This is a genomic window from Clostridium sp. L2-50 (genome assembly GCF_000154245.1).
GTDB lineage: Bacteria > Bacillota > Clostridia > Lachnospirales > Lachnospiraceae > Coprococcus.
The window spans coordinates 79,778-92,787 of the sequence record NZ_DS480325.1; the positions used below are offsets into that span (position 1 = coordinate 79,778).

Annotated in this window: 8 protein-coding genes; all 8 read left to right on the forward strand. The window is 40.8% G+C overall.

Annotated features, from left to right (window positions below):
• Positions 1 to 50 precede the first annotated feature (50 nt).
• Positions 51 to 1,553 (forward strand): helix-turn-helix domain-containing protein, encoded by a 1,503-nt coding sequence (locus CLOL250_RS10655; protein WP_008402454.1) that lies wholly within the window; start codon positions 51 to 53, stop codon positions 1,551 to 1,553.
• A 69-nt stretch (positions 1,554 to 1,622) separates the two neighbouring features.
• Positions 1,623 to 7,385 carry a leucine-rich repeat protein gene (locus CLOL250_RS10660; RefSeq protein WP_008402456.1) on the forward strand — a complete coding sequence of 1,921 codons (5,763 nt, stop codon included), beginning with the start codon at positions 1,623 to 1,625 and terminating at the stop codon, positions 7,383 to 7,385.
• Positions 7,386 to 7,632: 247 nt separating this feature from the next.
• Entirely contained in the window at positions 7,633 to 8,715 is a 1,083-nt protein-coding gene (locus tag CLOL250_RS10665) for a hypothetical protein (protein ID WP_008402457.1), read from the forward strand.
• Between the two features lie 186 nt (positions 8,716 to 8,901).
• Positions 8,902 to 9,066 (forward strand): hypothetical protein, encoded by a 165-nt coding sequence (locus tag CLOL250_RS10670; RefSeq protein WP_156782874.1) that lies wholly within the window; start codon positions 8,902 to 8,904, stop codon positions 9,064 to 9,066.
• A 75-nt stretch (positions 9,067 to 9,141) separates the two neighbouring features.
• Entirely contained in the window at positions 9,142 to 10,932 is a 1,791-nt protein-coding gene (locus tag CLOL250_RS10675) for an RNA polymerase sigma factor (protein WP_044945970.1), read from the forward strand.
• A gap of 331 nt (positions 10,933 to 11,263) precedes the next feature.
• Positions 11,264 to 11,617: a hypothetical protein gene (locus CLOL250_RS10680; protein ID WP_044945972.1), complete on the forward strand. Its 354-nt coding sequence runs from the start codon at positions 11,264 to 11,266 to the stop codon at positions 11,615 to 11,617.
• Between the two features lie 30 nt (positions 11,618 to 11,647).
• Positions 11,648 to 12,736 (forward strand): fibronectin type III domain-containing protein, encoded by a 1,089-nt coding sequence (locus tag CLOL250_RS13435; protein WP_008402462.1) that lies wholly within the window; start codon positions 11,648 to 11,650, stop codon positions 12,734 to 12,736.
• Between the two features lie 109 nt (positions 12,737 to 12,845).
• A complete protein-coding gene (locus tag CLOL250_RS14205) occupies positions 12,846 to 12,974 on the forward strand; it encodes a hypothetical protein (RefSeq protein ID WP_264293245.1) in 129 nt (42 codons plus the stop codon).
• Positions 12,975 to 13,010 lie beyond the last annotated feature (36 nt).

Consider the following 13,010-nt stretch of genomic DNA (forward strand, 5'->3'; position numbering starts at 1 on the left):
AACAGGAATAAAGAATATAATCTATAAGCGTCAGGGTTATGGGGGTATGTATGAAACAAATGAATAACGAGATAATTTATCCACGATCGGAAGAAGAAGTGTTGCTGATTTTAGCGACAGCAAAAAAAGAAGGCCATCTGCTAGAGATTATTTTTGATGAGTTTGTGAAGAAACCATTTTCCATGCCGGTACTTTGGGGGTGCCGGGCATATTTCTACGGGCTGAAAAAAGAAGAGCTGTCAGCACATCCGGTTCTGTTTACTCATCTTGCATTGCTATCTGCTATGGATGGGGACTTGAGTCAGGCAAAATCATATGTACAGTTTATGGGGAAGACACCGCGGCTGGTGAAAATGGATACATATGATATGATGGACATTTGTCGTATCAAAACAGAACTTGTCATGCCATATATAAGTGATGCAATGTTTTTTCGGATCGTAAGTTTTCTAATTGAAGAAGAACTGGTGCCCGTGATGGGTCTTACGCTTTCAGCATGCAGACCAAGTATACTGAATGGTTTTCGCGACTTTACAAGATATGGCAAATATCTGAAAAAAAGTAAGGACGGGATAACAGAAGCCGCATGCCGATTATATGGTGGAAGTGTTGGACAGAAAGTGTATGAGATCATGCTGGCAGAGTGGTATTATCAGAACAATAATTGTTTTGAGGCACTGATTCTTGTGACCGGAACGATTCCGTTGATCGAGCAGGAGAAGGATATGCGTTGTCTGTTTGTGGCACTTGCACTTCAGATGAAGATCCTTTTGGTAAATGGACAGACAAAAGCTGCACGTCCTTTGGTGGAAAAGATTCGGAAACGGATACAGATTACGGGATGGGATGAATTAACTTCAAGTCTGAATGCGATCGAATGTCTTGGTGCCTGTTATGATGGGCGACTACAGGATGTAGAGCGTTGGTTAGATGATATAGCACCGGATGAGAATAAGGGCATCTTCATGATGGATATGTATGCATGGATGGTTAAGGTGCGATGTTATATACAGACAGGCAAATATATGGCTGCCTATGTATTGACACACCAGCTTATTGCATTGTTGATTCCGGGCAGACGTTATATGGATTTGTGTGAATGCTATATGTTGTCAGCTATCATATATTATAAGATGAAGAATATGGAAGGCATGTGTGAGGAGCTTTCCAAGGCCATTGTGCTTGCAAAAAGGTGCGGTTATATCAGACTGCTTGCGGACACGGGCAATTGTATGGTACAAATGCTGACAATTTATCAGAAAGAATATGAAGAAGATTCCTTCATAAGTGAGATTAAGGAACTTGCATATTCGGTCGGTACTTATTTCCCTGATTATTTAAAATCTCCATATGAATATTATGAACCTCTGACTCAGATGGAAGAAAAAGTCTTTCGTTTGATGGCACAGGGCTTAAGTAATGATGATATTGCACGACAACTGGGCAAAAAGACGGGAACTGTGAAGTTCCATAGCTGTAATATCTTTCGTAAGCTGCAGGTTCCGACGCGTCAGGAGGCAGTCGAACGCGGTCGGGAGATTGGTCTGTTATAAAAACAGACGCTTTAATATATAAGAGCATTTGGCTCTTTTATATAGAAAAATAAAAAGGAGGAAATAAGATTGAAACAGAAAATTAAATTTGTGAAGCGTTTCATGTCAGTGGTAGTGGCTGCAACTATGGTGTTTGCAATGGTTACAGGCATTGGTGACTTTTTTCCGAATATAAAATCGGAAGCGGCAGCACGCCAGACGCTGTATATCTGTGATATTAAATCCGGGGGATTTAGTGCCAATTATGCAGGATATACAAGACTGTCTATTGATAGAAATGCGGGAAATGTAAACAGGGGATGTGGAAAAGGATCCAATGATTATATCTGGGTAAAGACGACCACAGATCCGGCACAGGCATATACAAGGATATGGTCTGTATGGCAGAATAATTCAGGTACATCAAGCAGTCTTGACGGATATAGCGTTGAGAGAAAGACGGGTGACCTGAATGATGGTGTAGGTTCAAAGTCCGGTTATATCTACGTCTATGCAACAAAGGACAGAAATGCAGGAGATCCAATCTCATCACTTGGTATCTGGAATACCGATGATAGAAAGCTGCAGTATGCCGGAGGAAACTCAGGAAGCGGTCTTACAAGTGAATATCAGCAGGAGGTTGACAGCAACTGGAACAAGATTGATGGAGATCTCAATAAAAATGCCGGAGGTGCATATATTTATCTTTATTGTAAGAGAGCACCTTATGTGATTCCAAATGATATAAGGATTACTTTTGATGGTGAATATCATAGGGGATATGTAGAGTCAAAGACATCCGGCGTATCGATCTCATATGATAATACCGGTATGTATCAGGTAGGAAGTAATACTACAAAATATGCGGTGTCAAAATCCGGTATGGAGACAGCATATGGTACATTTACAAATACGATCGCTGATCCATATGGCTATGACAAATACACGAAGCTGGAGGATGGACTCTGGCTTGGAGTAAAGAGCACAGCGGAAACAGCAACAAAAGATGACTATTCTTATTCGGAGACAGATGGACTTACGATCAAATCTGATAAGGAGATGATCCTGTTCGGAACAAAATCCGGTAAGGTTATGAAGGGTCAGATCAAGGCAGCAGGGGATATTGATGTGAATCTTGCGATCCGTAGTCTGACGATCACACGGAATACTCAGGGGGCAGCGATCACAGTAAATCCGGCAGAGGGTAAGACCGTGACGATCACTGCTTACGGAACAAACAATCTGACATCATCGGGAGCTTATGCAGCGATCCAGAAGAATGGAAGCGGTAAGCTGGTACTGACTTCTACGACGAAAGGTACTATAAATGCAACTGCCGGTAACAATGCGACATATGGAGCAGCCGGTATCGGTGGTGGTACAGACAAAACCTTAAAGGTTGTTTCAAATATTGAGATAAATGGAAATGTAATTATAAAAGCAAGGGGATCACAGCCATCAAATGAAAGCTATGCAGCATATGGAGCAGCCGGTATCGGTTCTCAGTACAATATGCCGGTTGATGGCATCCGGATCTCAGAAAATGCAGACGTAACAGCAATTGGTGCAAACGGAGCAGCCGGTATCGGTTCCGGTGCAAATGCTGATGCTGCCAATATCGAGATTGCAGGCGGAATCGTAAATGCAACAGCGGGAAGTGGAACGATCGGTTCTAAAAATATTGGCGGAGCCGGTATTGGTTCCGGTGCTTACATAAATGATGAAGCAAAGCTTGCTTCCGGTATTACCATTTCAGGAGGAACTGTAATAGCGACCGGTGGAGACGGCGGAGCAGGTATCGGTTCCGGATCTGATGTAGAAGCAACAGAGATTAAGGTAACAGGCGGTGTTGTAAAAAAAGCAACAGGCGGCACAGATGCAGCTGGTGTTGGCTCGGGAGCAAATGCAAAGGTATCGTATATTATGATATCAGGTGGAACTGTAACAGCAGTTGGTGGAGCAAATGGAGCCGGTATCGGTTCCGGTCTGGCAGGTGCAGCCTCCGATATTTACATTTCAGGAAATGTAGCTGTAACGGTAACAGCAGGAACAGACGGAGCCGGTATCGGTTCCGGTAAGAATGCATCCGTTGATAATATCAATATTTATTTAGAGTATGCAGGAAATCTGACTGTCGATGGTACAGAAAACGGAGCTGGTATTGGTTCCGGAGCAACAGATACTGTATCAGAGGCAACAAATATTAATATTTCAAATACAGGTTTTATTAGTATCAGAGCAAGAGGAAATGGAGCCGGTATCGGAGCCGGTCTGAATTCAGAGACAAGGGATATTAATATTATCGGCGAGGTCGTTGAGACAAAAGGAAAGCTTATAGTTATTGCTGCAAATGGTCCGGCAATCGGTGCTTATGCAGGAGATGTTAAGAACGTAAATGTCTTAACAGATGCAACAGTTAACCTCAGTGCTGAAAATGGTATTGCAGTAGGAGCACTGAATGGCTCATCTGCTTCTGATATTACAATTATCGGTGATAATATCTGTGGAGCAAAGGCAGAGGATGTTCCTGTTCTGGGAACTGTTTCTAACTCTGTTCTGTTCGTAGGAAAGACATATGAGGTTTATGGAACAGCAACCATTCGCAAGAGTACACATATTAAAGCAGGAACAACATTAGAATTACCGTCATCATCCAAGCTGATCATTCCTAAGGACGTTGAACTTGTAGTTGATCCACAGCATGATGATGTACTTCCGGGTGCGCTTGTCTGGGCAGCTGACAGTGATGCACAGTTGATCATCAATGGTACTTTAACAGTTAAGGGAACAATGGCGATGGATTCCGAATATGGTATCATTGTATTGAACGGTTCTCTTAATCTGGAAGAAAATGCTAATATTTACGGTAAGTTCTTTATGAATGGTAAATATACCGGAAATGGTGTTATCACAAAGGGAAAGAATCAGACTCCGGAGGAAGGGGAGATTGCAGTATACCTTGAACTGAATATTGATGATGGTGTAACCTACAATGCAAAGGGAAATCTTGCAGAGAACCAGTTGATCATTGATGAGTCCAGTCTGGAGGATACTACTACCGGTACATATGCAATTAATAACATTGTTGCACATGACGGATTCCAGATCACAGATATCCTGTTGGATGGCAAGTCCATTATAAATGACAGCAGTTATGTTACAAAGAATCAGGAAACAGGAGAGTACAATGTAGTATTATCGGTATCTGAATATCGTGGTGAGACGATAAAATTTGCAGTTAAAGCAAAATCAACCGTAGAATCGATCAGCATCGAACGTTTCCCAAATAAGACAGCATTTGCCAAAGGGGCAGAGTTTGATCTGAATGGTCTGAAGGTAGTAAAGACATATAAGAATAAGAAGACTGCACCGGTTGATATTGATAAGGAGCTGAAGGTTACAGGCTATGATATGAACAGCGTTTCTGCACAGACGGTAACACTTCAGTATATTGCAGATGACAGATACAGTGATGATATTACAGCATCCTATGAGATAACTGTATTTGATTTTGCAGGCTTAAATCAGGGAAAGACCACGCTTACTGCGGGCGGCGAATCATTTGTTGCTACAGATGTAGATAATGCGGAGCATGTTGTTAAGTTTGCATTAGATAAGAATGTCGGTGATATCTCAGCACTGAAGGATAAGATCCGTCTTCAGGTACAGGGATTTACCAATTCAGTTGGTCAGATTGATTTTGTATCAAGTGAAGTAGTCGGACAGAATGCGGTTGAGGCAACATATGTAGCAGATATATATGTAGATAAAGCGAAAACAGTAGTGATTCAGTATACAATAGTGATCACACAGCCAACTTTATACTATGATCTTGCAGAGGCAGCAGTAGCAGTAAATGGCGAATATACCTATGATGGAACACAGCAGACACCGGATAAGGAAAATATCGAAGTTACAATCGATGGCGCAGTTGTTCCGGACGATCAGTATACGGTAGAGTATGGCGAGAATGTGAATGCCGGTACCGGTAGACTTACGATCAAGGGTGATGGTATTCATACTACAAACAGTAAGGAAGAAACATTTACAATTGCAAAAGCGAAGCTTACGGATATTGATGCACTTGTAAGATCAAATGAATTTACAGTTCAGAATGATGTAAAGCATGAGCTTCAGATAGAATTTGGCGAGATCAAGGGCCTTGCAGCAGATGAATATACTGTATCTTATAAGAAGATATCCGATCAGTCAAATATCGTGGCAAATGTATCAAACGGAGTTATCACGACTGCTTATGATACATCCTATTCAAAGGCAGGAACAGCAGAAATCGCTGTTAATGTAACAATTAAGGATAGTGCAGTAAACTACTATGCAGATTCTGAATTATCACATTCCGTAAATGTTACATTAACAAAGTATGTAAAGGGAACTAATATTACGATCACTTCCGATTCTGATGATTTTGCGTGGGATGCATCAGCCGGTGAATATAAGGTGACGCTTTATAAGGGCGAGAAGATCTGGATCGATGCCAAACTTAACGATGGATCAACAGATGTTATTGACTATAAGGTTGCAGAAGGCGGCGAAGAGGTAGCTGCTTGTGATGGAATTACCATTTCTGCGTTAGGCAAGGGATCGACCATTATCACTGCAAGTACAGGTAAGGGCGCTACAACAAAGAGGATTGCGGTAACGGTTCTTCCGACTACCAGACTTGAATTAACCGGTACGGAGACTTATGAGAAGGTATTTGGCGATAGCGCATTTACACTGGATGTGGCTTTGAAGGATGCAGCGCTTGAATCCAAGCTCTCTGCATTACGGTATGTTTCGGCTGATCCGGAGGTTGCTGCTGTAGATGAGACCGGTAAAGTTACTATAACGGGATGCGGTGAGACTACAATTACAGTAACATCCTATACAGAAGAAAGAGCATATACATCTGACGAATATGTGGTAATAATCAAGGTTAAGGCACCACATACGAAACATATCAAAGATAATGGAACAAGAGTTGAGCCAACCTGTGAGAAAAATGGTTCTATCACATATAGATGTACCGAGTGTAATGAGATTGTGGATACAGAAGAACTGAAGGCAACCGGACATAGATGGGATGAAGGACAGGTTACGACACAGCCGACTACAAAGACAGAGGGTGTAAAGACATATACTTGCAGCGTCTGCAAAAAGACAAAGACAGAGTCGATTGCAAAGCTTCAGGAGCCGACACCGGTAGAACCGGCACCGGCGAATCCAACACCGGTGACCCCAACGACACCGGAAAAACCGACAGTAAAACCGATCAAGAAGGGGGATGTGGTTTCTGATGACAGTAAAGCTGCAAAGGTTCAGGTTATAAGCACATCCAAGAAAACAGTTGCATATAAAGCACCTGTAAATAAAAAGGCTAAGACTGTCAGCATTCCGGCAACCGTGAAGATCAGAGGTAAGAAATACAAAGTAACACAGATCGCAGAGGGTGCTTTCAAGAATAATAAGAAGGTAACAAAGGTTACAATCGGAAGCAATGTTAGTAAGATTTCCAAGAATGCTTTCAATGGAGCGATAAAACTTAAAACCGTTACTATGGGACAGAACGTAACGGAGATCGGAGCATATGCATTTAAGGGCTGCAAAGCTCTTACCGGTATTACGCTTCCGGCGAAGACAACGAAGATTGGTGATCAGGCATTTAGCGTATGCAAGAAGCTGAAGACAATTACGATCAAATCTTCAAAGATCACATCCAAGAAGCTTTCCAAGAATGCATTTAAGGGCATCACAAAGGTTACTACAATTAAAGTACCGAAGAAGAAGGTTTCTTCTTATCAGAAGTTGTTTAAGAGTAAAGGCTTATCTTCCAAGGTTAAGGTAACAAAATAACAAAATAACAGTAAAAGCAATGGACGCCGTTTGTGGTAAAAATATCACAGACGGCGTTTTCGTTTTATCTGGACAGTATGAGTCAAGGTGAAAAAAAATTTTTAAAAAAAATTTGAAAACTTTAAAACCTTTTTCCTTTTGCCCCTGTCTTATATAGTAGAAGGCAGGAAATACAGAATGTTTTTCTTGCATCTATAAATATTTGTTGTAATATAAAAACATCAAAAAAATGAAAAGGAGAAGAAGAATGATGAAAAACAAGAGATTATGGAAAGGGTTAATTGTAATGCTGGCAGCATTCGTAATGTTAGTGATGCCAGTGCAGAAGGCATCTGCAGCAGGAACAACAGAGGGATCAAATCTGATGTGGGGCAGTGCATATAGTGGAGTGATCACATACAGAGGGGAATATTACAGTTATAATTTTTCATTGAAACAGTCTGGTCGGGTAACGCTTGCATTTAATGTGGATTCTGTAAGTGAATGTGCATGGACACAGATTGAGGAGATGAATTTCCTGGATGAGAGTGGATCGGTAGTAGGTTCTACCAGAGTTTCAGAAGGCAAGACGAACGTATGGATTGATCTGTTAGCTGGAAATTATACTTTGGAGATAGTAGGACATTGGGGAACAGGAACAGGAGCATCGTTCTCATTTGTGCCATCATTCAAGTCAGCAGGAGAAACAAAGTCAGAACATTCTATGGCAAAGAACAATGAGATTGGAATGGCAACTCCTTATAAGATTGGAACCAAGATCAAAGCTCAGTTAGCTTGTGGTGATAAGGTTGATATCTACAAAGTGAAGGTACCAAAGAATCTGTATTTGAATCTGACATTATCCAGTAAGCAGCAATATATGTCTGTTACTCTGAAAAATACAGCAGGAGATGTAGCAATAGGAGAATACAATATTACAGCAGGTACTCATAAATATAAATATTTTCTGCCAAAGGGAACATACTACATCACTTTTGAAAGAGGAATTAATACAGGTACTTATTCCTTTAAGACTTCTTCAAAAGTAATGCCAACTGTTAAGATTAAAAAAGTAAAGGATACTGGAAAAACAATTACAGCTACATTTAAAAGAAATTCAGATATGCAGGGTTACCAGATCCAGGTTGCAAGAGACAAGAAATTTAAAAAAGGAAAGAAATCATTTTCTTATGGTAATAGTGGGGATGTAAGCGCATATGGATTAAAAAAAGGAACTTATTATGTTCGTATACGTGCTTATAAAACACGGAATGTAAGAGTAAATCATAATTATGAAACACGTTATTATTACTCTGGCTGGAGTACAGTTAAGAAGGTTTATGTGAAATAATACAACCCTACATAAATAAATACAAAAACTGGCATATGGATCATCATATTTTCGGAAGAAAAGATACCTGATCCGCATGTCAGTTTTTTGTTGCCTTTATTTTCTTCATCTTGCTATCCTCTGTGAACTACGTTACAATGAAATCTGGAGAGACGGTGAGACGTGGTAGAAAAGGAAGTGAGTATTATGTGTAATTTAAGTCAGGGTATCAAGGAAGAAAGTGAAGCTAAAGGTGAAGAGAAGGCAAGAACAGAGATTGTACTAAATATGCATAAGAAAGGCTATTCTTTGGATCAGATTGTCGAGATAACAAATCTGGATGTTAGTGCAGTAAAGGCTATAATAGGCTAAACAGAGAAAACGGATCTGACATATTTCTATTAAAAGTATACAAAAATGAAAAAACAGGCGTGTGGGAGGATGCAAATGATTTGCAAAACATGTGGGAATGATCTGCAGGGAAATGAATATAACTGTCCGTTCTGTGGGGCGGCAGTCGATTATACAGAGGCGGTGGAGCAGGCAAAAGCCGGAAAGGAAGAAGGCTTTTCCTATCTGTATGAGATGACATATCGGAATAAACTGTATATTGCGATGAAATACATGAAGAATGAAGATGAAGCAATGGATGTTCTCCATGATTCTTATGTGAAAGCATTTGAACGGCTTTCCAGTCTTCAGGATGCAAATTCATTTCCGGGATGGCTCAGTACCATTGTTGCAAATACCGCAAGGAATACATTGAGAGATCGCCATACAGTGAATTTTTCGGATATGCAGAGAGAAGATCAGGATGGGGAGGCATTTGAATATTCGATTGCAGATGAGAACATGACAGCCCAGCCTGAGATGGCATGTACAACGAAAGAAACGCAGGAAATGGTACAGGAGCTGATTGGATCATTGTCTGATGAACAGAGAATGTGTGTGCTGATGTTTCATATTGAAGGATACAGCATAAAAGATATTGCGACAGTTCTTGGATGTTCAGAGAATACAGTAAAGTCCAGATTGAATTATGGACGTAAGAATATCAAGGCAAAGGCAGAGGAGCTTCAGAAGAAGGGCTACAAGCTGTACAGCTACACACCTATGGCACTTCTTACCTATCTGCTCATGGCAGAACGAGGAACTATGCTGGTAGCAGGAACCTTCGACAAGCTGGCAGGTGTTGGAAGTGTAGTCGGTGCCGGACTGATCCATGGTGGAGCAGCAGGTGCGTTATCTGCTGCGGGAAGTACAGTCACAGCCGGGGGTACCGGAGTCGCCGGAGCTGCAGGGTCGGCAGCGGGAACAGGTGCAGCGGCAGGAGGAAAGACTGCGGCAGCTACAGCGGCAAAACAGACCTTCTTGAAAACAGTAGCAGGAAAGATCACAATGGCGGCAGCAGGAGTGGCAGTAGCAGGTGGAGCAGCCGGAGTAACAATCTATAATCATAATAAGAATACTTGGCAGGATGCGTATACAGAAATAATAAAAGAATACAGACAGGAAATTGAGAATTATAGCTGGCAGACTTCACAAGTGAGGGAGAATGAACCGACGTTGGTAGGAGAATCCAGAGCGATTACTGTTGCTGATATTATGGGAGATGATACTCCTGAACTGATCTTTGCGGCACAGGATGAATCAGATCCGAATAAAGCTGATCTTCATATATATACATATATAGATAATGAAGCAATACAGGTCTATAGTGGAGAACTTGATACAAGGTCAGATGAGAATCGGGACAAATGGGGATCAGAAGGAACACCATATGTATTAGTTTGCACTAGAGAAGTTTCAGAAAATGGATGCCGGATGTATATACTTTGCAGCGATGGACAAAGTGATAATACAGAGATTGGTGTCATAGATAAGATGATAGAATTCGATGTGGCTACTTCTCGTGGAGATAGCTTACAACCGATTGTCTGGACCTGTCATGCAGAACAGGTGGGGGATGAAGAAACGGTGCCGGTTGCAGAACGGGATGGTATATCTGTGGCCTGGGAGGAATATCAGACAAAACGCGACGAAATATATCAAGAAGTGGATAGTGAGGTTCTGAAGAACATGGCGGCGACAGCTCCTTATGGCATATATGATCAGTTGGCAGATATTAACAGAGATTCGTCAGGAAATATAACGGCAGATCGAAATTTAGGAGGAGTAAGTGACGGATGTGAAATGTCCTATGCAGGTGCATTGAAATATTTTAAAGAGAGCAAATAATAAAAAATTATTAGCGTGCCTTTGGCTGTTTATGAGGATCGGTCGAAGGCATTTTATTTTATAAGAGAAAGTTCATTCTATAAAAAAACTCTCCGACTGAAAATACCGAATCTCTCCGATTGTATTTCCAAAAACTCTCCGATTGAAAATGCAAAAACTCTCCGATTATACTTAAAAAATGGTGTCTGAAAAATTTTTAAAAAATTTCAAAAAATATAAAACTTTTTTGCAACCTCTGTGTCATATAGGTGAAACGATACAGAGGTTGCATTTTTTATGGATGAATTTCCGGATGAAATGTTCCTCAGATAAAGAAAAGGAGAATAAAAAAATGAAGAAAATGAAAAGAATCGAAATCGCACAGTACATCGCATTGGGAGCAACCTGTTTAACCGTTTTAGGATTTGTCCTTTCCGGTATTTTTGGTGGCAGGATCCCGATGTCTATGATGGGGTATGGAGTTATGGCAGGCATTGTTTCCTATTTCTTTGGTGGATTTGGAACTGCGGTAAAGATGGCAGGCAAGATCGCCAAATGGGGCTGGCTCATCGTACCATTTCCGTATGACATCGTTACAGGTATGGTATCCTTCATCATCTCGATCATGGTATTTATCGGACTGCCGATCATTCCGATCCGTAAGGCATACAAAGAGCAGATGATGGATGTTGAAACAGTTGAGTAAAAAGAATGTAGAAAGAGAGGACAGATTATTATGAGTAGAAAAATGAAACAGATCATGTTAGCAGTAATTTTAATGGTGATGATGTGTGCAGTAAGTCCTGCGCGAAAGGTATCCGCAGAGGTGTTAAACAGTCCACAGCAGATCGTATGGGGACAGAGTTACAGTGGCGAGCTGGAGGATGCACAGAATACATATGAGTATACATTTACGATGAAGAAATCCGGTACATTTTCTCTTGCGATTGCGACGGAGGAAATTGGAAAGACACACACCGGGCTTAATTATATAAAAGTCAGCGATATGTATGATAATGAGATCTATACAGCATCAGTCAGTGAAGGAAATGGCAGCTATAAGGCAGAATTATTAGCAGGTGATTATAAATTATCACTGTGTGCAGGATTCTATACAGGCTGCAAGTTTACATTTACCGCATCATACAAGGCATCCGGCGAGACACGTTCCGAGGTATGGCTGTCACAGAATGATGAGAAAACGATGGCATTTACCTATAAGGCAGGTACGACCTATAAAGGACAGTTTGCATTTAACGAGACAACAGATATCTATAAGATGAAGATGACAAAGAACCGGTACATGAACATTCAGATCAACAGCAAGATCAAGGAAATGAATGTTGTGATCGAGAATACAAATGGTGACATTCACTATATTCAGACGGGTGTTACACCGGGAACCAGAAAATACACATTTTTCCTGCCAAAGGGAACCTACTACATCACGATGACCAAAGGCTGGCCATATAGTGTTGATCCAAATTATGCCGGAATGTATACATTTAAGACGACATTTACAGATGTTCCGAAGACCACTGTAAACAAGGTAAAGAATCTTTCATCCGGAAAGTTAAAGGTAACATGGAAGTGCAAGAGCAAGGCGACCGGATATCAGATCCAGATCGCAACGGATAAGAAATTCAAAAAGAATAAGAAAGTATATGATGCGCCATTTAAGAATTACAATAACTGTACATTCTGGGATCTGAAAAAGGGCAAGACTTATTATGTCCGTGTCCGTTCTTATGTAAAGGCAGGTTCCCGCGAGAAGAAATGTTATTCTGCATGGAGCAAATACAAGACTGTAAAGATAAAGAAATAGAATATAATGTTATCCTGATTTTGTGGTATGTTATAATAATGCAAAAAATATCCAAAAGCTTAAAACTTTTTATCCACCTGATCTGTCCAATAAACAGGAGGTGAGATATATGGATGTGTGGAAGGCAGTGTGCGCGTTTGTTGCATTGTTAAGAAAAGAACGAAAGGAGCTGCCGGATGATCCGGAACGCAAGAAAGAATTATTTGACCGGATCGAGCATGACAGGCAGTCCAGATAAATAAAGGTATAAAGAAAATATATAAATTACAGAAAT

What these genes read in the sequence shown, in the direction of transcription:
- CLOL250_RS10655 (WP_008402454.1), top strand. Translation starts at nt 51, where the DNA reads ATGAAACAAATGAATAACGAGATAATTTATCCACGATCGGAAGAAGAA.
- CLOL250_RS10665 (WP_008402457.1), top strand. Translation starts at nt 7,633, where the DNA reads ATGATGAAAAACAAGAGATTATGGAAAGGGTTAATTGTAATGCTGGCA.
- CLOL250_RS10670 (WP_156782874.1), top strand. Translation starts at nt 8,902, where the DNA reads ATGTGTAATTTAAGTCAGGGTATCAAGGAAGAAAGTGAAGCTAAAGGT.
- CLOL250_RS10675 (WP_044945970.1), top strand. Translation starts at nt 9,142, where the DNA reads ATGATTTGCAAAACATGTGGGAATGATCTGCAGGGAAATGAATATAAC.
- CLOL250_RS10680 (WP_044945972.1), top strand. Translation starts at nt 11,264, where the DNA reads ATGAAGAAAATGAAAAGAATCGAAATCGCACAGTACATCGCATTGGGA.
- CLOL250_RS13435 (WP_008402462.1), top strand. Translation starts at nt 11,648, where the DNA reads ATGAGTAGAAAAATGAAACAGATCATGTTAGCAGTAATTTTAATGGTG.
- CLOL250_RS14205 (WP_264293245.1), top strand. Translation starts at nt 12,846, where the DNA reads ATGGATGTGTGGAAGGCAGTGTGCGCGTTTGTTGCATTGTTAAGAAAA.